This is a genomic window from Sphingobium sp. SA2 (assembly GCF_032227065.1).
Lineage (GTDB): Bacteria > Pseudomonadota > Alphaproteobacteria > Sphingomonadales > Sphingomonadaceae > Sphingobium.
On record NZ_JAPMXX010000006.1, the window covers coordinates 1,118,947 to 1,140,162 of the forward strand.

Sequence of the window (21,216 nt, forward strand, 5' to 3'; positions counted from 1 at the left end):
GCGCAAGATTATGTCGAAATGTACGGGAAAAGTGCGAAGTTAAGCGCCCGCCACCATCTCCCTTGCCTTGTGCCTGCGGCTTCGCAATGCTGCTTTTGGAGCATGCGGACCCGGACTCCCTATCCGCGCGTTTGGCGCATATTCCCTGACAGAAAGGCATCCCATGCGCGTCGCGATCGAAGCGATACTGGACTATGATTTCGCCCAGCCAACCGACGTGCTCCTGGCGGTGGAGGCCGCCGCGATGCCCGACCAGCGCATCGTCGAACAGTCCCACATCATCCAGAATGCCGGGCCTTTGACCAACAAGATCGGCGGCAATGGCATTGGCCGTCGCACCTGGACCCGCACCGGCACCGGCCGGATGGTCAGCACGTTCCGCGCGACCGTGGACGTGGAGCGGCCGACCGTCGATCTCGCCACCCTCAACAAAAGCCCGTTGCCCAGCCTGCCCGAAGAGGTGCTGCCCTTCATCTGGCCGAGCCGCTATTGCGAAGCCGACCGGTTCGTCAGTTTCGTCTGCGGCCATTTCCCCGATCTGGAGGGCGGCGCCTTGGTGCAGGCGCTGGTCCAATGGGTGAACGAGAATCTGGTCTATGTCTCCGGCAGTTCCGACGCCACCACCACGGCCGCCGACACCTTCGTCGCCCAGCAAGGCGTCTGCCGCGACTTCGCCCATCTGACCGCCGCCCTCATCCGCTCGCGCGACATTCCCGCGCGGCTGGTGTCGGTCTACGCGCTTGGCCTTGAACCGCCGGACTTTCATGCCGTGGTCGAAGTCTGGCTCGACGGCGCTTGGCATCTGGTCGACTCGACGGGCCTTGCGCCGGTCGAAACCATGGTCCGCATCGCGGTCGGGCGCGACGCCACCGACATTGCCTTCATGACCATCTTCGGCGGCGGTCAGATGAACGCCCAATCGATCAGCGTCACGCAGGTCGACGCCGAATAATCGTCCGATGGGGCGGCGCGGCCGTCGCCCCATTCCACTCCAATCATCGCTCCTGCATTGACAGTGAGCCCGCTTGCCCTGAAAAAGAACATAAAGGGAACAAGTGGAATGGCCGAGTCGATTCACAGCCTCGCCGCGCTCAAGCGGCATATCGCCACGCTGGACCGCGCGCCGGCTGCGGAGGCCTCGCCGCGCTTTACCTGTGGCCCGGCGGGGATGGACGCCGCGCTGGGTGGCGGACTGGCGCAAGGCCGCGTGCATGAGATTTTCGCCAGCGTCGAAGAGGAAGGGGCCGCCGCTGGCCTCGCCCTGCTCTGGATGCGCCAGGCCGGAAGCGACGCGCCCTTATTGTGGCTACGCAGTGCGACGGCGGTGCGGGTGGCGGGCGCACCTTATGGTCCGGGTCTGGCGGCGCTGGGGCTGGACCCGCAACGGTTGCTGATCGGCATGATGGCCGACGACGCGATGCTGCTGCGCGCCGCTGTGGATGCGCTGCGCTGTCCGGCTTTGGGGGCGCTGCTCATCGATCTGCGCGGCCCTGCGCCCTTGCTCGACCTGACCGCCAGCCGCCGACTGGCGCTGGCGGCGGAGACATCGGGCGTGACTGCGCTGCTGCTGCGGATCGGCGGTGATCCGGTGCCCAGTGCGGCCGAAACGCGCTGGCGCGTGGCGGCGGCCCCCTCCGCCCCGCTGCCGGGCCAGGCACCGGGCCAAAGCGCCTTCGACGTCACCTTGCTGCGCCGCCGGGCAGGGCCGGACGGGATGGCATGGCGACTATATTGGGACAGCAACAGGGGCGAATTTGGAGACGCGGCAGATGAACGCCATGACGATGACGACATCCGCGACGCGCCGCTATCTGGCGCTGCATTTTCCCTTCCTGGCGCTGGACCGTCTGCGGGTCGCGCGGCCTGACCAATGGGCGACCGGCGGCAATGGCCCGGCGGTCATCGTCGAACCCGTGCGCGGCGCAATGCGGCTGGCGAGCGTCGATGCCGACGGGCTGGCGATCGGCTTGCTGCCGGCCATGACCCTGGCCGACGCACGCGCGCGCGAACCGGACCTGCGTGTGTTCGATGCCCAGCCTCATGCCGATCAGGATTGGCTCGAACGGCTGTGCGATGGCTGCGGGCGCTACACCCCCAATGCTGCGCTCGACGGTCCCGACGGGCTGATGCTGGATATCAGCGGCTGCGATCATCTATGGGGTGGGGAAGAGGCGCTGGCGCGTGACGCAGCCGACCGGCTGGAGCGCTATGGCATGCGCGTGCGTCATGCGATCGCCGCCAGTCCCGAAGCGGCCCACGCACTCGCCCGTTTCCCCGTGCCCCCTGCGCCCGACGAAGCGGCGACGATCCGCCGCCTGCCTGTGGAAGCGTTGCGGCTGGAGGATGAAAGCGCGGTGGCGCTGCGCCGCGCGGGCCTTCGGACGGTGGGCGATCTTGCGGCCCGCCCCGCTGCGACACTCGCTGCGCGCTTCGGGGCGGAAGCGGTCGATGCGCTCCATGCACTGTTGGGACTGGGGCACCGCCCGCTCGCGCCCCGCCGTGCCCGCCCCGCCATCCGCATCGACCGCCGTTTTGCCGAACCGATCGGCAGCACCGCCTATGCGCTCAAGCGGCTGGAGGAGATGGCCACGGAAGCCGGCGAGCAACTGGCCGAACGCGGGCAGGGGGGGCGTCGGTTCGAAGCGGTCTTTTTCCGCAGCGATGGCCTCGCCTTCCCGCTGCGCGTCGAAACCGGCCTGCCCGTGCGCGATGCCCCGTCCATCCTGCGGCTGATGCGCGAGCGGATCGACGCCCTGTCCGATCCCATAGATCCTGGCTTCGGCTTCGATATGCTGCGCCTCACCGTGCCGCTGGCCGAGCCGATGGCCGCAACTCAATTGGCGCTGGAAGGCGGCGAAGCGCGCAAGGGCGAAAGCGTGGCGGCGCTGGTCGATCGGCTGTCGATCCGGGCCGGGCGCGGGCGCATCCAGCGGCTGGTGCCGCGCGACAGCCATATTCCCGAACAAGCGCAACTGGCGCTGCCCGCCGTAGAAGTCCGCGCGCCCGCCGACTGGGGACCGGTCGGCGAACCGGGCGACCCGCCGTTGCGCCCGATCCATTTGTTCGATCCGCCCCAGTCGATCGACGTGGTCGCTGGGGTGCCCGACGGCCCGCCCCATCGCTTCCGCTGGCGGCGCGCCTTGCATGATGTGGTCCGCTTCGAAGGCCCCGAACGGATCGCGCCTGAATGGTGGCGCGCGAAGGATGGCGCGATCGAGGGGGACAGCATCGGCAAGACGCGCGATTATTATCGGGTCGAGGATGCACGCGGCCGCCGCTACTGGCTGTTCCGCCACGGCCTCTATGGCGCGGAGACGCCTGACCCAGGCTGGTATCTCCACGGCCTGTTCGCATGAGCAGCCGCCGCAAAGGACCGGACCCAGCCAAACCCAAATCGGCCGACCGGCGCGAACTGGATCAGTTCGCAGCAAAGCATGCGGCTGGAAGGCGGGTGGAGGAGCATCGACCTCTGGACAAGGGGGGACCAGATTTCGCCGAACTGGTGGCGATGAGCCATTATAGTTTCCTTCATGGTGCATCGCATCCCGCCGACTTGGTCGGACAGGCGATCCATCTCCGCCTCAAGGCGATCGGTATTGCCGACAGGAACAGCGTGGCCGGTGTCGTTCGCGCGTATGTCGCGCTGCGTGAGGCACCGGACAAGGCACGCGCCGCGCTGTTGAAAGCGCGGGAGGAGAAGGGCGAACCCGCCCTACTGACGTCCCAGGAAGAAGCAGCGTGTGAAACCGACCTGCGGCTGATCGTTGGCGCGCGGTTGGTGTTCGTCGATGGCACGCCGGACATCATCGCCTATCCAACGACCCGCCTGGGATGGGGACGGCTGACCCGATTGCTGACCAAGGGGAATATCCGGGCGGTCAAGGGCGACTGCATTCTGCGGTTTGGCGATTTGCTCGTGCATCTTGAAGATATGCTGTTGATCGTCCTGCCCTTTTCTACCGGGCAAGCGCAGCAGGCCCATCGCGCACCCCCTGTCTATGCGGCCGACGAAGAAGAAGAAGAGACGCCTGCCGGGCATTTGCGCCTGGTGCCGCCTGCTTCCCCACCGACATGGCAACAGGTAGCGCAACGATTGCAGGAAAAGGCACCCGGCCGGGTCTGGCTTGGTCTGTCCATGCGCTACGAAGGCCGCGATGCCCGCCATATGGCGATGATGCAAGCTGTCGCCAGGGAATTGGGGGTGCCGCTGATCGCGACGAACGACATACTCTATGCCGCCGAAACCGCACGTCCCGTGCAGGATGTCCTGACCTGCATCCGGACGGGTACGACCCTCAGAACGGCGGGTCGCCTATTGCACGCCAATGCCGAACGGTTTCTGAAACCGCCTGCGGAAATGGCGCGGCTCTTTGCCGCCTGCCCCGATGCGATTGCCGAAACGATCCGGTTCATCGCCCGCATCGATTTCAAGCTTAACGACCTTCAATATGAATATCCGCATGAGCCGGTTCCCTCCGGCTGGTCACCGGACGATTGGTTGGAGGATATGGTGCGGCGGCGAGCGAAACGGCATTATGGTCGGGCGTTGCCGCAAAAAGTCAGGGCGTTGATCGGCCAGGAACTGCGGCTGATCCGTATCCAGAAATATGCTTATTATTTCCTGACCGTCCATGACCTCGTCCGGTTCGCCCGCACCCGAAATCCCCCCATATTATGCCAGGGGCGGGGATCGGCGGCCAATTCCATCGTCTGCTTCCTGCTGGGCGTCACATCGGTCGATCCGATGAAGCATGACTTGCTTTTTTCCCGTTTCGTGTCGGAAGAGCGCGACGAGCCGCCCGACATCGACGTCGATTTCGAACATGAGCGGCGCGAGGAAGTGATGCAATATATCTATCGCCGCTATGGCCGCGAACGGGCGGGCATCGCCGCGACCGTCATCCATTATCGATCCCGCAGCGCGCTACGCGAAGTGGTCAAGGTGCTAGGCCTCAGCGAAGACGTGGCGATGCGCTTGTCGGCGACGATATGGGGCAGCCATTCCGGTGATCTGGGCGAAGCGCGGATTATCGATGCTGGCTTCGCCCTCGACAATCCGGAGGTCGTGCGGCTGCGGGGGCTAGTCGAGCAACTGATAAAAGCACCTTTCCCGCGCCACCTGTCGCAGCATGCTGGCGGTTTCGTGCTGACGCAGAATCGGTTGGACGAAACCGTGCCGATCCACAATGCCGCCATGCCCGACCGCAGTTTCATCGAGTGGGACAAGGATGACATTGATGCGCTGGGCTTGATGAAGGTCGATGTGCTGGCGCTTGGGATGCTCAGTTGCATCCGCAAGGCTTATCAACTGATGCGCTGTCACGGGCTGGGGGATCACGACCTGACGGTCGATATCAATTCCGATGATGCATCCGTTTACGATATGCTGTGCAAGGGCGACAGCGTCGGCGTATTTCAGGTGGAGAGCCGCGCCCAGATCAACATGCTGCCCCGCCTACGCCCCCGCAATCTTTACGATCTGACGGTTCAGGTCGCGATCGTGCGGCCTGGACCAATCGAAGGAGATATGGTCCACCCCTATCTGCGGCGGCGCTGTGGGGAAGAGGAGCCGGAATTTCCGCATCCCGCGCCACCGCATAATCCCCACGAATTGAGAACATTGCTTGGGGCCACCTATGGCGTGCCTCTGTTTCAGGAGCAGGCGATGAAGCTGGCCATCGTCGCCGCGGGCTTCACCCCGTCGGAGGCGAACCAGCTACGCCGCGCCATGGCGACCTTCCGCAATGTCGGCACCATCCACCATTTCCGCGAAAAGCTGGTCAAGGGCATGACCGCGCGCGGCTATCAGCGCGATTTCGCCGAACGCTGCTTCAAGCAGATCGAAGGCTTTGGCAGCTATGGCTTCCCCGAAAGCCACGCGCTCTCCTTTGCCCGGCTGGTCTATGTGTCGGCCTGGCTCAAATGCCATCAGCCCGCGGTCTTTGCCTGCGCGCTTCTCAATTCGCAGCCGATGGGCTTCTACGCGCCCGCGCAATTGGTCCGTGACGCGCGCGTCCATGGCGTGACCGTGCAGGGTGTCGATGTGAATGCCAGCCAATGGGATAATGGGCTGGAGCCGATCGACCGGGCGCGCCGGACCGATCGGGGGGAGGGGACGGGTAAGGCCTTGGCGCTGCGGCTGGGGTTGCGGCAGGTTGACGGGTTTCGCGAAAGCTGGGCGGCGCAGATGGTGGCGGCGCGGGCCGACGCCCCCTTTACCAGCATTGAGGATCTGGCGCGCCGGGCGGGCCTGCCTGCGCGCGCGCTCCGCCTGCTCGCCGACGCCGATGCCTGCCGCTCGCTGGGGCAGGACCGGCGTGCCGCCTTGTGGGAGGCGCGGCGCACGCCGTCCGACGAACTTCCCCTCTTCGCGGCGGCGCGCCGACAGGACCGGGCCGCGCGCGAACTGGGCGAGGAACCGGACGCCATGCTGCCCGCCATGCCGCTCGCCGAGCAGGTGGCGACCGATTATCAGGTGACGCGCCTGTCGCTCAAAGGCCATCCGATGCAATTTCTGCGCCCGGCCTTCGCCGCTGAGGGTGTGCTGAGCTGCGCGCAGGCGAGCGCGGCCAAAAATGGCGCGCGGGTGCAGGTGGCGGGCGTGGTGCTGGTGCGGCAACGGCCGGGCAAGGGCAATGCCGTCTTCATCACCATCGAGGATGAAACCGGCGTCGCCAATATCCTGCTCTGGGCACGGCTGTTCGAGATGCAGCGGCGCGCGGTGATGGCATCGCGGCTGATGCTGGTGGAGGGTGAAATCCAGCGCAGCAAGGAAGGCGTCGTCCACCTGATGGCTGTTCGCGTGCATGACCGCAGCGACGCGCTCGGCCGCCTGACCCACAGCGGCGACGGCACCGGCAGCCCCCCACCGCGCAGCGCCACCCACCCGCGCCAGGTACGGATATTGCCGGGCTCGCGCGACTTTCATTGAGGGGATGGCGAGTGGCTCAACAAAAAAAGGGGCCGCGCACCGCGCAGCCCCTCCCTTTACGACCTGATGCTGGATCAGAAGGCGTAGCGCGCCATGATCTGGAACACGGGGCCGGCCTTTTCGCTTTCCAACTCATATTCGTCGAAGTTGCGATCGATCTGGTCGGCCAGATTGTCGAACTTGTTGAATTTCTCGGCCTTGGCACCGTTCAGCAGGTTGGAACCGACCGCGCGAATGGTGAAGGTCTTGCCGAAGCGCTTTTCAACGAAGATTTCGAGGTCCGCGCCATAGGTGGTGGTCACTTCCTCGGCGATCACCCGGCCAAAGGCGCTACCCTGTTTGCGATAGGTCGCACCGAACGCCGCGCCCGCTTGCGGCAGATCCTGGATGAAGCCGAAATTATAGACATATTTCGACTGATCGTTGAACCGCCGTTCCCCCAGCGCGTCGGTGATCTTGCTGTCGAGCAGCGAGAGGTTGCCGAAGATGCCGGTATTGGGCAGGCCGATGAAGCCAAGGTCCGACGACAGATCGAACTCCACGCCCCATACCTTGCCGTCGCCGACATTCATCGGCTGGTACACGAACGTACCTTCGCCTTCGGAGCCTTCTTCGCCGGTATTGGTCAGTTCGATCAGATTCTTGACGTCGCGATAGAAGAAATTGACGCCGAAAATGCCGCCCGTTCCCATGCGATGTTCATAGCCGATGTCGAAGCCCCAAGCGGTTTCCGGGCCAAGCTGCGGATTGCCGAGCAGGTCGCTGTCACCCACTTCTTCTTCCAGAACCGCCGGGGTCAGATAGTTGAATTCAGGGCGACGCAGCGTGCGCGCGACCGATCCGATGATGCGGTCATTACTGGTCAGCGAATATTTGAACGACGCCGATGGCAGGAAAGCGTCATAGCTGCTGTCCTGGTCAGCGATCGCCGCCGCGACCGTATAGTCGGTGATACGGACCTTGGTATTTTCATAGCGCAGGCCCGCTTCCCACTTCAGGCTGCCGCTGTCACCCTCGATCAAGGCAAAGGCATCGCGACGCTTTTCCTTGATGCGGTTATCGCCGCCGTCGATCGCTTCCACATCATCAAAGGCGGTGGCAAGATCGGTCGGATCCTGGCTGAACTGATCCCAGGTGAAGCTGCCAGTGCCTTCCTGCTCAGATTCGAAAATGCCGCTGCGGCGATTCTTGTCCTGATAGAAGCCGCCGAATACGAATTTCATGCTGTCGTTCAGCGGAACCTCATGCTCCAGCTTGGCCGAAAATTCGCTGTCCTTGATATCCGTCTGGGTCAGCGTGCCTTCAAATTCAGGATCGTCCCCTTCGTCCACGTCGAAGCCGATCTCATATTCGGTTTCGGCCCGGTCTTCGATGAACTTGGCATAGCTCAAACGCAGCGACGTTTTACCCGCCGCCCATTCATGGCTTAGCTTGCCGTCGATCGAGAAATTCTCCTGGTCGATCTTCGAGACGTTCGCGTTGTCGCTCAGCAGATTGCCGACGGGAACCGGGCCATTGATTGCGGTCGGATCGTCATATTCAAAGCTGCGTTCCGTTTCGGTCCGGTCGGTCTTCACATAAAAGCCGTTGAGCTTGAACGTCGTGTCGCCAGCATCGATCTGATAGCTACCGTTGAAGCTGTAATCCTTGCCGTCGCGGGTATCGCTCTGGTCCTCGCGATTGTCGAAATCGTCGGTCACATAGTCGGCGTTATTTTCCGGCGAATCGCCGTAGCGCAGGCTCTTCTTCTGCTTGGGATTGTGACGGCCCTGCAGGTTCGCGCCCAGCAGCAGACGGCCGGGACCAACTTCCCCGCCCCAGACCAGGCCCAGGCTAGGCTCGATTTCCTTGTCGTCATAATAGAGGCCGCCCGCACGGACATAACCGCCATTCAGTTCATAGCCGTCACGCAGATTGATGTTGAGCGATCCCGCAACCGCATCACCCGTGCGACGCGCGGAGGAGGAGCGGACGATCTCGACGCTGGAGATCAGTTCAGCCGGAATGCGGTCGAGGAAGAAACTGCGGTCGGCGCTGCCGCCGGGGACGCGCTCGCCGTTGATCAGGATCTGGGTATAGCCCGGCGGCAGGCCGCGCAGACGCGGCGCGTCGCTTTCGATCACGTCCGACAGGAAGGTGACGGAGGGCACGCGCTTGAGCGCATCGCCAGCGGTCAGCGGCTCGAAACGCTGGAAATAGTCGGTGCCATATTTCAGCACGGGTTCGGGGGTGTCGGTGCGATCACGATAGCCGATGCCGGCGATGACGACGATGTCGGCCGCCTGGGTAATCGGCCCGTCCGTCTTGGCGATCTCGTCGGCGGCAGCAGGTGCCTGCGCCTGCGCGGAAACGGAAAACAACGCAATCGATGCGCAACCAAACAACAGCCACTTACTCGCGACCATATCTGCCCCCTATTGAGAATAGTTTAATTGACCAGCGGGCCGTGTCTTGTATCTAGCCCGTCGAATTGGGCCGCTAGGAGGTATTCGTGACCGCATCGCGAAAGAAATATTACAGTTCGATGATTTCGGGTTTCACTTTTATTACATTGTCGGCCTGTGCCGCCGGCGAAGTCGAAGTGCCTATCGCCGTGCGCATCGCCAACGCCACCCCGGCGGTGTCGGTGACCGCGCGTGGCGAAACGACGCCGGTCGGCACCACCAATGCCGATGCGGCCGATGATCCGGCGATCTGGCGCAATGCGGCGAACCCCGCCGCCAGCCTGATCGTGGGCACCGACAAGAAGGCGGGCGTCTATGTCTATGGGCTGGACGGCAAGGTGCGCGACTTTCTCGACGCGGGCCGGGTCAATAATATCGACCTGAAGGATGGCGTCGCGATCAACGGCGGCACGGGCATCCTGGTCGTCGCCTCCGACCGCAACGATGTGGCCCGCGCCAAGCTGGCGCTGTTCCGGCTTGATCCGGCGACGGCCAAGCTGACCGCGCTCGGCACCATCGATGGCGGTGCGGGCGAAGCCTATGGCTTGTGCATGGGGTCGGACGCGGCGGGCCTCTATGCCTTCATCGTGCTCAAGGACGGGACGATCAACCAGGTCGCGCTCGATGCGTCGGGTGCGACGCCCACGGGCCGCATCGTGCGAACGATGAAACTCGGCACCCAGTCGGAAGGCTGCGCGGTCGATGACCGTACCGGCACGCTCTATGTGGCGGAAGAGGATGTCGGCTTATGGCGCTTCGACGCGCGGGCGAGCGGCAGTACCACACCCACGAAGATCGCCGCTGCAGACGACAAGAATATCGTCGCCGATGCCGAAGGCGTCGCCATCGCCCCGATCGGAGAGAAGGACGGCTATGTCCTCGTTTCCAGCCAGGGCGACAATGCCTATGTCGTCTATCGCATCAGCGACGACAGCTATGTCGGCCGCTTCCGCGTGGTCGACGGGGCGATCGGCGGGTCGGAGGAAACCGACGGCATCGAACTGATGTTGGGCGATTTCGGCCCCGCCTATCCCGGTGGCCTGTTCATCGCGCAGGATGGCCAGAATGGCGCGGCAGCGCAGAATTTCAAGCTCGTCGCCTGGGCCGATATCGTCAAGGCCCTGGGCCTGCCGCAATAAGGCTTCGGGCCGGGACGACCTAAACCGTCCCGGCCCGGCGACTGCCCCCTTGGTCTTGACCGGGGCTTCCTCTATGGCGGCAAACGTCTTGCCACTAAGGAAGCCGATTTGATCCTGGACCTTGCCGCCGCCGCTTCGAGCGCCATTCGTTTCGAGGATCTGGGGCTTAGTCCCGTTGCCCTCGACCTGGGGTTCTTCACGCTGAAATGGTATAGCCTTGCCTATCTGGCGGGCATATTGATCGGCTATTGGTATCTGCTGCGGCTAATCGCGCAGCCAGGATCGCCGATGGCCCGGCGGCATGCCGACGACATGATCTTCTATGCGACGCTGGGCATCATCATCGGCGGGCGGCTCGCCTATGTGATCTTCTACCAGCCGGAAATCCTGCAAAATCCGCTCGATATCCTCAAGCTCTGGAATGGCGGCATGTCCTTCCACGGCGGCGCGGCGGGCGTGTCGCTCGGCATCCTCTACATGGCGCGCAAGGAGAAGCTGTCCTGGCTGCGCATCCATGATTATGTCGCCTGCTGCGTGCCCTTCGGCCTGTTCTTCGGCCGCCTCGCCAATTTCGTGAATGGCGAATTGTGGGGCAAGGAAACCGATGTGCCATGGGGCATCATCTTTCCCACCGGCGGACCGTTCCCGCGTCATCCAAGTCAACTCTATGAAGCCGCGCTGGAGGGGGCCGTGCTGTTCGCCATCCTCGCCTTCGCCTTCTGGCGCACCCGCGCCCGCTATCAGCCGGGGATGCTGGTCGGCATCTTCCTGCTCGGCTATGGCTGCTTCCGCTTCGGCGTCGAATATGTGCGCGAGGCCGATGCCCAGTTGATGGAATTCGCTGCGCGCACCGGCCTGCATATGGGCCAGTGGCTGTGCGTGCCGATGATCCTGGGCGGCCTCTACCTCATCTTCACCGCCAAGGGCCGCCGCGTGCGGGTGGAGCCGATCGCGGGCAGCGCGAGTGTCAGCTGAGCCGCTACCGCTGGCGGAACGACTGACGCGGCAGATTGCGGCGGGCGGGCCGATCTCGGTCGCCCATTATATGGCCGAATCGAACCAGCATTATTATGCGACCCGCGACCCGCTGGGGCTGGAAGGCGACTTCACCACTGCGCCTGAAATCAGCCAGATGTTCGGCGAGCTGGTGGGCTTGTGCCTGGCCGATGTCTGGATGCGGTCGGGGCGGCGGCCCGGTGCGCTCTATGCCGAGCTGGGGCCGGGCCGCGGGACGTTGGCCGCCGATGCGCTGCGGGCGATGGAGCGCGCGGCGCTTGCCCCCCGCGTCCACTGCGTCGAGACCAGCCCTGTCCTGCGCGACCGGCAACGCGGGCTGATCCCCCATGTCACCCATCATGAGACTATCGACAGCTTGCCCCATGAAGGGCCGCTGCTGGTCGTCGCCAATGAATTTTTCGATGCGCTGCCAGTCCGCCAATGCATCCGCGTCGGCGACGAGTGGCGCGAGCGGGTGGTGATCCGGCGCGAGGCGGATACCGCCTTTCTGCCCGTGCCCGGCTATCGCCGCATCGAATCGGGCCTACCGCCGATCGCCGCGCAGGCGCAGGATGGCGCGATCATCGAAACGCCGATCGTTGGGGCTGGCATAGCCTATGCCCTGGCGCAGCGCATCGCCAAGCAAGGCGGGGCGGCGATCATCATCGACTATGGCTATGAAGGGCCGCTGCTGGGCGACACGCTCCAAGCCGTCAAGGCGCACAAGTTTGCTGATCCCTTTACCGATCCGGGCGAGGTGGACCTGACCACCCATGTCGATTTCAGCGTCATCGGCAATATGGCGCGACAGGCGGGGCTGCGGGTGCATGGCACGGCGGGGCAGGGCGATTTCCTGCGCCAATTGGGCATCGATCCGCGCGCCGAGCAACTGGCCCGCGCAACGCCCGCGCGCGCGGGAGAGATCGAGGCGGCACGGGTGCGGCTGACCGATGCAGCGGCGATGGGCACGTTGTTCCGGGTGATGGCCTGGACGCACCCCGACTGGGCCGACCCGGCGGGCTTTGCCGCCTGACCCTAAAAACGGTCGTCAATCGTCCTGATGATAGCGGCCAAGGCGACGGATGAAGCCAATCAGGCCGGTCTGGCGGCTGCGCTTCATGCGTTCGGCATGCAGGATGGTCTGGACCCGGCTGAAACAATCATCGGCATCGACATTGCACAGTACATAATCATAGCCGTCCCAATGCGCGATTTCGCCCGCCGCGCGCGCCATGCGGCCTTCGATCACGGCGTTGCTGTCGGTTCCGCGCCCGCGCAGGCGGCGTTCCAGTTCTTCCATCGAGGGCGGCAGGATGAAGATGCGGACGACATCGCCCCCGGCAATCTGGTGCAATTGCTGTGCGCCCTGCCAATCGATGTCGAACAGCACGTCCTTGCCGGACTTGAGCATCGCTTCGACCGGCGCGCGCGGCGTGCCGTAGCGCTGGCCAAAGACATGCGCCCATTCGAGAAATTCATGGTCGGCCGTCATCTGGCGGAAGGCTTCCAGATCGACGAAATGATAATCCTTGCCATCGACCTCGCCCGGCCGCATCGGCCGAGTGGTGGCGGAAACGGACATGGACAGGTCCGGTTCGGCGGCGAGCAGCTTGCGCGCGATCGTGGACTTGCCCGCGCCCGAAGGCGAGGACAGAACGAAGAGAACGCCACGGCGCTGGAAATCGGGCGTTTCGATCGGGATATGCTCGGCCATGGCCGCTAGTGACGCTTGGGACAGGCTTTGGCAAGAGGCCGGATGACGGAAGGAACAGGATATGCGCCGCAAGCACGCCGCCAATCGTCGGGGTTTCATCCTTGCGGGGCTGATCGTCGTGATGACCGGCGTCATCCTCTTCCTGATGCAAAGGCCGCCGATTTGCGCCTGTGGCACCGTGGAATTATGGCATGGCGCGCTCGATAGCGGCAATAGTCAGCATATCGCGGACTGGTATAGCCTCAGCCATATCATCCATGGCTTTCTCTTCTACGGCGGCACCTGGATGGTGCTGCGGCGGCGTCCCATCGGCATTCGGCTGGCGGTTGCGGTGGCGATCGAGTCGGCCTGGGAAATTCTCGAAAATTCGCCGATCATCATCGACCGGTATCGCACTGCGACGATCGCGCTTGGCTATTCGGGCGATTCGATCCTCAATTCGGTGAGCGACATCGGCATGATGGCCTTGGGCTTCCTATTCGCATCGCGCGCGCCGGTCTGGCTGACGGTCGTGGTCGGCGTCGGGTTCGAGCTATTGGCGCTCGCCGTCATCCGCGACAATCTGACGCTCAATATCCTGATGCTGACCTGGCCGATCGACGCCGTGCGCGACTGGCAGGCCGCGCTCTAACCTTCGCGGGCCTTGCGCGCCTTATCGATCGGGATCGGTTCGGCTGGGGTCGGCTCGGCGCTAAGATCGGGCAGCAATTTGGTGGCGCGCTTGCGGTCGGCTTCGCGCTTCGCCTCATAGAGCTTGCCCGCCATATAGGCCCCGGTGACGAACAGCGCCCCGGCCGGGAACCGCATGATGACCCGCTTGGCCCCCATGCCTGCGACCAGCCCCAATATGCCGGCCTTGCCTGTTGCTGCGGCTACACGCGTCGCCACGACGGTTGCGCCGACGCGGGCGACCTTTCGCAATATGCCTGCGCGCTTGGGCGAACGGACGGTGACGAGCGGGGCGGAGGGGGTGCGCAGCTTCTTCATAGAGGGTTAATGTATCGGAGGCCCACGGGTTCCACCAGCGCCATATGGATCACACCATATTTTCCGGGCGCACCAGCGCATCGAAGGTCGCCTCGTCCACCAGTCCCAGTTCCAGTCCGGCTTCTTTAAGCGTCTGACCAGTCTTGTGGGCCTGTTTGGCGATCGCCGCCGCCTGGTCATAGCCGATCGCAGGTGCCAGCGCCGTGACCAGCATCAGCGACCGATCGACCAGTTCGGCGATCCGCGCCTCGTTCGCCTCCAGCCCTTCGACGCAACGTTCGGCGAAACTGTCCATGCCGACGGCAAGCAGGTGGATCGAGCGCAGCACCGCCGCGCCGATCATCGGCTTGAACACATTGAGTTCCAGATGCCCCTGCATGCCCCCCACCGTCACCGCCTGATGATTGCCGATCACCTGCGCGGCCACCATGGTCAGCATTTCGCACTGGGTCGGGTTGACCTTGCCCGGCATGATCGAACTGCCTGGCTCATTGGCGGGCAGGTCCAGCTCACCAAGGCCGGAGCGCGGGCCGGAGCCAAGCAGGCGGATATCGTTGGCGATCTTGGTCAGCGCGACCGCCAGCGTGGCGAGGGTCGAGGAGAGGTGAACCAGCGGATCATTGGAGGCCAGCGCCTCGAACTTATTGTCGGCGGTGCGGAACGGCAGTCCGGCAATCGCCGCAATCTCCGCCGCGACCGCGACGTCGAAGCCTTTGGGTGCATTCAGCCCCGTGCCGACCGCCGTGCCACCCTGCGCCAGCGCCATCATGCCGTGCATCACGGCCGGTTCGATGCGGCTTTTTGCGCGATAGAGCTGATGCGCATAGCCCGAAAATTCCTGCCCCAGCGTCAGCGGGGTCGCATCCTGCAAATGGGTGCGGCCGATCTTGACGATATTCGCCCAGGCCTGCGCCTTGGCATCGAGCGCGGCGTGCAGCCGGTCAAGCGCGGGAAACAGCGCTTGCACCGCCGCCAAGGCCGCCGCGATATGCAGCGCGGTGGGAAAGCTGTCATTGGAGGATTGGCCGAAGTTCACACCGTCGTTGGGATGCACCGGCACCTTGCCGCCACGCGTGCCGGTCAGCGCTTCATTGGCGATCCCGGCGATCACTTCATTGACGTTCATATTGGTCTGGGTGCCGCTGCCGGTCTGCCAGATTACGAGCGGAAACTGATCGTCATACTCCCCCGCCGCAACCGCCGCCGCCGCCGTCTCGATCGCATCGGCTTGTATGGCGTCCAGCCCGTGATGCCGGTTCACCCTCGCCGCCGCCTGCTTCACGATCGCCATGGCATGGACAATGCCGATCGGCATCCGCTCGGTATCGCCGAACGGAAAATTCTCCATGCTCCGCTGCGTCTGCGCGCCCCAATAGGCGGCGGCGGGAACGTCGATCGGGCCGATACTGTCGGTTTCGGTACGGGTGGCGGGCATGGGCTTCTCCTGGTCGATGATCATGCGCATCAACATGGTCAGCATGTGGGGCCGGGCGAGAGAAAACCAAGAGTGGTCGCAGGGTGGCACTATGCGGATATCTAACCGGTGGCCATGGTTGTCCGACCACATCATGTCATGGGCTGATACGCCCTAAAGGCCGTATAGAAGATGCAAGAAATTGGTTCGATACCGGCATGATCGAGGCAAGATGCTTCGTGCTATCCCACGGTGTTATGGGTATCTTCTCTATGCCCGCCTAATCCATATGATCACGTGGCCAGCGAAGTAAAGATGCATCGATATAATGCTCATCATTCGCTTATCGCGATTTTGTTCAGGGGTCTATTATGGATATGATTACGGCAGGCCAATATCTATTGGTCTATAACGCATTTTCGTTCACATTCGCCTCGATGGCTGCCGCCACATTATTCTTCTGGTTTGGACGATCGCAGGTCGGGCCAGCCTATAAGACGGCATTGACGATCACGGGATTGGTCACGGCGATCGCGGCCTATCATTATTACCGCATTTTCGAGAGCTGGTCGGAAGCCTATGCTTTGACCGATGGCGTCATCACGGCGAGCGGCGTCGCCTTTAATGATGCCTATCGCTATGTCGACTGGCTGTTGACCGTCCCGCTGCTGCTGATCGAACTGGTGCTGGTGATGCGCCTGTCGCAAAGTGCGACGGTGTCCACGTCGGTTCGCCTGGGTTCGGCTGCGGCGCTGATGATCATCCTGGGCTATCCGGGCGAAATTGCCGACAACAACAGTACGCGGGCCTTGTGGGGCACCTTGTCGTCCATTCCCTTCCTCTACATCGTGTGGGAATTGTTTAAGGGCCTGGGCGATGCGATCGAGCGGCAGCCGGAAAGCGCACGCGGGTTGATCAAGCAGGCACGGTTGCTGACCTTCGCGTCATGGGGCTTCTATCCCATCGTCTATATGATCCCCTACACCAACCTGGCCGGTGGTGCCGTCGAAACGGGCGTGCAGATCGGCTACACCATTGCCGATCTTATCGCCAAGGCCGGCGTGGGCATCCTCGTCTACATGATCGCCGTGCGCAAATCGGCGGCCGAATATGGTGAGCCGGGCAAGCCCGCCGCCGTAACGGCGACGCATTGAGACCGGCTATGAACCGGCAGGTTGCAACTAACCTGCCGGTTCATGCCAGGGAGATGGTGATGGGGCAGAGCCCGACCCGATGGGACGATTGGCGCATCGCCGGTCTGCTGGTAATTACCGCGACCGCCATCTGCCTATATTGCTTTGGCGTGTTGCTCGATACGTCGACGATGACTGCCCTGGCGTCGGCGACATTGCTGATTTTTGGCATGCCGCATGGCAGCTTCGATCTGGCGTTGCTGCAAAGGCATTCAACAGGCAGGGGCCTGTTCGGGTCGCGGATCGCGCTGATCCTCCTCTATCTGACCTGTGCGGGTGCCATGTATCTTCTGTGGCGCGTCGCACCCGTTGCGGCCTTGATGGCCTTCCTCTTCATGTCGGTGATCCATTTTGCCGAGGATTGGGAAGGATGCGGTTCGCCGTTCATTGCCGGTGGAATCGCTCTCGCCTTGATTTCCGCGCCATCCCTGTCGCACGGCGACAGCCTCGGCACCCTGTTCGTGACATTGTCCGGGCGCGCCTCGGCCGCCATCCTCGCTGACTGCCTGCTTCTGGTAGCGCCTACGATGATGCTGCTCGCCATCGCAGGGTTTGCGATGCTGTGGCATATCGACCGCCGCAGACTGGCGCTGTCGGCGGCCTGTGCCTTGCTGGCGATGCTGGTGCTGCCGCCAGTCATGGGATTCGCCCTATTTTTCTGCCTCGTCCACTCACCCATCCAGTTCCGGTCTCATGCCACCGCGCTCGGATTGCGGGGGATCGACCAATGGGGTGGGACCGTCATTCCGCTCAGCCTGGGCGGACTGGGCATTGCCGTTGCGATCTTCGCCTTGGGTAGCGGGCAATCCCTGCCCGAAGGCATTTTCGCCAGCAGCTTCATGGCCCTGTCGGTCCTCACCGCGCCGCATATGGCCGTGCCGATGATCCTTCGGATGGCGCAGGGCCAGAAAGCCCCAGTCCATATGTGACAGGGGAACGTGCCGTTTTGCTGCAATGATGCAGCCGCCCCGACCTATTTCTTTTTGCCGAAGTCCACGCTGACGACGTTGGAGCCGTCTTCACTGGTGACGACCGGGCCGTCATTTTCGGCTTCGTCATGCGGTTCGGGCAGGGCGTCTGTCTGCACCTGGAACTGCAGGGCGAAGTTGACGGCGGGGTCCACGAAGGCGGTGATCGCGGCAAAGGGGATGTAGAGGTGGGCAGCGACCTGGTTGAAGGTCAGGCTCACCTCGACATGCTGGTCGCTGACCTTCAAATCCCAATATTTATTCTGCAGGACGATGGTCATTTCGTCCGGGAAGCGCTCGATCAGCCGCTTGGGAATGTCGACGCCGGGTGCCTGCGTCTTGAAGGTGATGTAGAAATGATGGGCGCCGGGCAGGCCGCCGCTGCGTTCTACCTCACCCAGCACGCGGCCGACCACGGCGCGCAGGGCTTCCTGCACGATTTCGTCATAGGGAATCAGGCTGTCGGGCAGGTCATCGCTCATGGCCCAATGTCCTAACGGCGCGAATCATGCGGTCAACCCCCGCACGCGCAGATTGCATGGCGCGCACCACACGCTATAGGGCAGCCATGCGCACGGCCGAGATTCACCGCAACACGGCGGAAACCCAGATCGACGTGACCGTCAACCTTGACGGCACTGGCCTCTATTCGGTGTCGACCGGCATCGGTTTCCTCGACCATATGATCGAACAATTGTCGCGGCATTCGCTGATCGACATGACAGTCAAGACGGTGGGCGACCTGCATGTCGACCAGCATCACACGACCGAGGATACCGGCATCGCCATCGGCGAAGCGGTGGCGCGGGCGCTGGGCGACAAGCGGGGCATCAGCCGCTACGGCAGCGTCTATTCGCCGATGGATGAGACGCTCAGCCGCGTGGCGCTCGACATTTCAGGCCGTCCCTGGCTGGTGTGCAAACTGCCCTTCACGGTGCAGAAGATCGGCGAATGGGACGCGGAGATGGTGGAGCATTTCTTCCACAGCTTTGCGCAAGCCGCCGGGATCACGCTGCATATCGAATTGCTTTATGGTGCGAACAACCATCATATCGTCGAAAGCGCGTTCAAGGGGCTTGCCCGCGCGCTGCGTCAGGCGGTCGAGATCGACCCGCGCAAGGCGGATGCGATCCCTTCGACCAAGGGCATGTTGTAAGGCATGACCATTGCCCTGATCGACTATGGCGCGGGCAATCTCCATTCGGTGCATAATGCCTTGCGCAAGGCGGGGGCGCAGGATGTGGTCATTACCGCTGACGCCGATCTGGTCCGCCGGGCCGATCGCATCGTGCTGCCCGGTGTAGGCGCATTTCGGGCGTGTCGCGACGCGCTGGTGGTGATCCCCGGCATGGTCGAGGCGATGGGCGAGGCGGTGGGCAGCCGCGCGGTGCCGTTCCTGGGCGTATGCGTGGGGATGCAGTTGTTGGCGGACGCCGGCGAGGAATTCGGGCGGCACGAGGGACTAGGCTGGATACCGGGCACAGTGCGGCTGATCGAACCGGCCGAGCCTGGTATCAAGGTGCCGCATATGGGCTGGAACGATGTGATCCTGCAGGGTTCGCCGCCGTTGCTGGAGCCGGGCGAGGCGTATTTCCTGCACAGCTATCATTTCGAAGCGACCGACCCGGCCCATGTCGCGGCGATCACCAGCCATGGCGGCCCGCTGGTCGCGGCGGTGGCGCGTGACACGATCATCGGCTGCCAGTTCCACCCGGAAAAGAGCCAATCCTATGGCCTTTCCTTTCTTTCGCGCTTTCTGGAGTGGTGTCCTTGAGCCTTATCGTCTTTCCCGCCATCGACCTGAAAAATGGCCAGGTCGTCCGCCTGGCCGAGGGCGATATGGACCGTGCCACCGTCTATGGTGACGATCCCGCCGCGCAAGCGATGCTGTTCGCGCAGGCCGGCGCGCAGCATATCCATGTCGTGGACCTGGACGGCAGCTTTGCGGGGCGTGCGGTCAATGCCGATGCGGTCGAAGCGATCGTCGAGGCGTTTCCGGGCCATGTGCAATTGGGTGGGGGCATTCGCAATCGCGAGGCGGTGGAGCGCTGGTTCGATCTGGGTATCTCGCGGATTGTGATCGGCACGGCGGCGCTGAAAGACCCGGCGTTCGTGAAGATGGCGGCGCGCGACTTTCCCGGTGGTATCGTCGTGGCGGTCGATGCGCGCGACGGTTTCGTCGCGACCGACGGCTGGGCCGAAAAGTCCGACATGCCGGTGATCGACCTTGCCCGTCGGTTCGAGGATGCAGGCGTCGCCAGCCTGCTCTTCACCGATGTTGGCCGTGACGGGATGCTCAAGGGCTGCAACATCGACGCCACCGTCGAACTGGCGCGCGCGACCGATATTCCGGTGATTGCCAGCGGCGGCGTGGCGGGCATCGCCGACATCCGCATATTGAGCCTGCATGCCGACGACGGGATCGAAGGCGTGATCACGGGCCGCGCCCTCTATGACGGGCGATTGGACCTGAAGGCCGCGATGGCGGTGGCGCGGGCGGCGGCGTGACCGTTCGCACGCGGGTCATACCCTGTCTCGACGTCGCCAATGGACGCGTGGTCAAGGGCGTCAATTTCGTTGATTTGAAGGACGCAGGCGATCCGGTCGAACAGGCGCGGCTCTATGATGCGGCCGGGGCGGACGAACTATGTTTTCTGGATATCACCGCGACGCATGAAGCGCGCGGGACCATTTTGGACGTGGTGCGGCGCACGGCGGAAGTCTGCTTCATGCCGGTGACCGTGGGCGGCGGGGTGCGCAGTGCCGAGGATGCGCGCGCGCTGCTGCTGGCGGGGGCGGACAAGGTGGCGGTCAACAGCGCGGCGGTGGTGCGGCCCGAACTGGTGGCCGATATCGCCGATCGCTTCGGCAGCCAGTGCATCGTCGGATCGGTCGATGCGCGCCAGGTTGCGGAAGGCCGCTGGGAAATCTTCACCCATGGCGGGCGTCAGCCGACCGGAATCGACGCGCTGGACCATGCGCTGCGGCTGGCGGACCTCGGCGCGGGCGAATTGCTCGTCACCTCGATGGATGGCGATGGCACGCGCAAAGGCTATGACCTGGCGCTGACCCGCGCGATTGCCGATGCGGTATCGGTGCCGGTGATTGCCAGCGGAGGCGTCGGCACGCTCGATCATCTGGTCGAGGGCGTAACGCTGGGTCATGCCAGCGCGGTGCTGGCGGCGTCGATCTTCCATTTCGGCCAGCATACGATCGGCGAGGCGCATCAGGCGTTGGCGGCGGCCGGCGTGCCGGTTCGCGGCGGCTGAGCACCGCCAAAACGTCGATTTACTTTACAGTAACCATATTCGCCATCGCGCTGTTAACCGTTATTTTCGGCGTAAAAGCTGGCATTTTGCGGTTCGGCACGCGCTCTGCATTATCCTTCTGCGTCTATCGTCAACCAATGGGGGTTTGGCGCAGGGAGGGT

At 63.6% G+C, this 21,216-nt stretch carries 19 protein-coding genes; 14 read left to right on the forward strand and 5 right to left on the reverse strand.

Going from position 1 to position 21,216, the window contains the following annotated elements:
* The first annotated feature begins 163 nt into the window (after window positions 1-163).
* The 4 genes from OVY48_RS13120 to OVY48_RS13135 all read left to right on the forward strand — a co-directional run bounded on the left by OVY48_RS13120 (window position 164) and on the right by OVY48_RS13135 (window position 6,931).
* Entirely contained in the window at window positions 164-952 is a 789-nt protein-coding gene (locus tag OVY48_RS13120; protein WP_313923147.1) for a transglutaminase family protein, read from the forward strand.
* Between the two features lie 108 nt (window positions 953-1,060).
* Window positions 1,061-1,867: a hypothetical protein gene (locus OVY48_RS13125; protein WP_313923148.1), complete on the forward strand. Its 807-nt coding sequence runs from the start codon at window positions 1,061-1,063 to the stop codon at window positions 1,865-1,867.
* On the forward strand, window positions 1,779-3,356 hold the full coding sequence (locus OVY48_RS13130; RefSeq protein ID WP_313924773.1) for a DNA polymerase Y family protein: 1,578 nt from the start codon (window positions 1,779-1,781) through the stop codon (window positions 3,354-3,356). Before OVY48_RS13125 ends, OVY48_RS13130 begins: the two co-directional genes overlap by 89 nt.
* Window positions 3,353-6,931: an error-prone DNA polymerase gene (locus OVY48_RS13135; RefSeq protein WP_313923149.1), complete on the forward strand. Its 3,579-nt coding sequence runs from the start codon at window positions 3,353-3,355 to the stop codon at window positions 6,929-6,931. Before OVY48_RS13130 ends, OVY48_RS13135 begins: the two co-directional genes overlap by 4 nt.
* 74 nt (window positions 6,932-7,005) lie before the next feature.
* On the opposite strand, the gene OVY48_RS13140 is transcribed toward OVY48_RS13135, so the two are convergent.
* Window positions 7,006-9,336, reverse strand: coding sequence for a TonB-dependent receptor (locus OVY48_RS13140; protein ID WP_313923150.1), 2,331 nt, complete (start codon window positions 9,334-9,336; stop codon window positions 7,006-7,008).
* A gap of 119 nt (window positions 9,337-9,455) precedes the next feature.
* Between OVY48_RS13140 and OVY48_RS13145 the strand changes: the two genes are divergently transcribed.
* The 3 genes from OVY48_RS13145 to OVY48_RS13155 all read left to right on the forward strand — a co-directional run bounded on the left by OVY48_RS13145 (window position 9,456) and on the right by OVY48_RS13155 (window position 12,543).
* On the forward strand, window positions 9,456-10,514 hold the full coding sequence (locus OVY48_RS13145; protein ID WP_313924774.1) for a phytase: 1,059 nt from the start codon (window positions 9,456-9,458) through the stop codon (window positions 10,512-10,514).
* A 108-nt stretch (window positions 10,515-10,622) separates the two neighbouring features.
* A complete protein-coding gene (gene lgt / locus OVY48_RS13150) occupies window positions 10,623-11,489 on the forward strand; it encodes a prolipoprotein diacylglyceryl transferase (protein WP_037473071.1) in 867 nt (288 codons plus the stop codon).
* Window positions 11,479-12,543 carry a class I SAM-dependent methyltransferase gene (locus OVY48_RS13155; RefSeq protein ID WP_313923151.1) on the forward strand — a complete coding sequence of 355 codons (1,065 nt, stop codon included), beginning with the start codon at window positions 11,479-11,481 and terminating at the stop codon, window positions 12,541-12,543. The genes lgt and OVY48_RS13155 overlap by 11 nt, the downstream gene beginning before the upstream one ends.
* A 15-nt stretch (window positions 12,544-12,558) precedes the next feature.
* Here the strand turns inward: OVY48_RS13155 and gmk are convergent, their stop codons facing one another.
* Window positions 12,559-13,224 (reverse strand): guanylate kinase, encoded by a 666-nt coding sequence (gmk, locus tag OVY48_RS13160; protein ID WP_069065420.1) that lies wholly within the window; start codon window positions 13,222-13,224, stop codon window positions 12,559-12,561.
* Window positions 13,225-13,285: 61 nt separating this feature from the next.
* On the opposite strand from gmk, the gene OVY48_RS13165 reads away from it, so the two are divergent.
* A complete protein-coding gene (locus OVY48_RS13165; protein WP_313923152.1) occupies window positions 13,286-13,855 on the forward strand; it encodes a DUF2585 domain-containing protein in 570 nt (189 codons plus the stop codon).
* Here the strand turns inward: OVY48_RS13165 and OVY48_RS13170 are convergent.
* Window positions 13,852-14,211: a hypothetical protein gene (locus OVY48_RS13170; RefSeq protein ID WP_069065418.1), complete on the reverse strand. Its 360-nt coding sequence runs from the start codon at window positions 14,209-14,211 to the stop codon at window positions 13,852-13,854. The genes OVY48_RS13165 and OVY48_RS13170 overlap by 4 nt on opposite strands.
* A gap of 49 nt (window positions 14,212-14,260) precedes the next feature.
* Window positions 14,261-15,646 carry a class II fumarate hydratase gene (fumC, locus tag OVY48_RS13175; RefSeq protein ID WP_313924775.1) on the reverse strand — a complete coding sequence of 462 codons (1,386 nt, stop codon included), beginning with the start codon at window positions 15,644-15,646 and terminating at the stop codon, window positions 14,261-14,263.
* 350 nt (window positions 15,647-15,996) lie between these two features.
* Here fumC and OVY48_RS13180 point away from each other — a divergent pair, with 350 nt between their 5' ends.
* Complete coding sequence (locus OVY48_RS13180) at window positions 15,997-16,779, forward strand: bacteriorhodopsin-like (RefSeq protein WP_313923153.1); 783 nt, start codon at window positions 15,997-15,999, stop codon at window positions 16,777-16,779.
* 8 nt (window positions 16,780-16,787) lie between these two features.
* Window positions 16,788-17,747, forward strand: coding sequence for a Brp/Blh family beta-carotene 15,15'-dioxygenase (locus OVY48_RS13185; RefSeq protein ID WP_313923154.1), 960 nt, complete (start codon window positions 16,788-16,790; stop codon window positions 17,745-17,747).
* Window positions 17,748-17,791: 44 nt separating this feature from the next.
* Here OVY48_RS13185 and OVY48_RS13190 read toward each other — a convergent pair whose 3' ends face one another.
* Complete coding sequence (locus OVY48_RS13190; protein ID WP_037479831.1) at window positions 17,792-18,268, reverse strand: SspB family protein; 477 nt, start codon at window positions 18,266-18,268, stop codon at window positions 17,792-17,794.
* An 86-nt stretch (window positions 18,269-18,354) separates the two neighbouring features.
* Here OVY48_RS13190 and hisB point away from each other — a divergent pair, with 86 nt between their 5' ends.
* Genes hisB through hisF form a run of 4 tightly spaced genes read left to right on the forward strand, consistent with a single transcriptional unit; the run spans window position 18,355 to window position 21,055 of the window.
* On the forward strand, window positions 18,355-18,942 hold the full coding sequence (hisB, locus tag OVY48_RS13195) for an imidazoleglycerol-phosphate dehydratase HisB (RefSeq protein WP_037479833.1): 588 nt from the start codon (window positions 18,355-18,357) through the stop codon (window positions 18,940-18,942).
* A 3-nt stretch (window positions 18,943-18,945) separates the two neighbouring features.
* Window positions 18,946-19,560, forward strand: coding sequence for an imidazole glycerol phosphate synthase subunit HisH (gene hisH, locus OVY48_RS13200; protein ID WP_313923155.1), 615 nt, complete (start codon window positions 18,946-18,948; stop codon window positions 19,558-19,560).
* On the forward strand, window positions 19,557-20,294 hold the full coding sequence (gene hisA / locus OVY48_RS13205; protein WP_313923156.1) for a 1-(5-phosphoribosyl)-5-[(5-phosphoribosylamino)methylideneamino]imidazole-4-carboxamide isomerase: 738 nt from the start codon (window positions 19,557-19,559) through the stop codon (window positions 20,292-20,294). Before hisH ends, hisA begins: the two co-directional genes overlap by 4 nt.
* On the forward strand, window positions 20,291-21,055 hold the full coding sequence (hisF, locus tag OVY48_RS13210; protein ID WP_313923157.1) for an imidazole glycerol phosphate synthase subunit HisF: 765 nt from the start codon (window positions 20,291-20,293) through the stop codon (window positions 21,053-21,055). Before hisA ends, hisF begins: the two co-directional genes overlap by 4 nt.
* The last annotated feature ends 161 nt before the right edge of the window (window positions 21,056-21,216 follow it).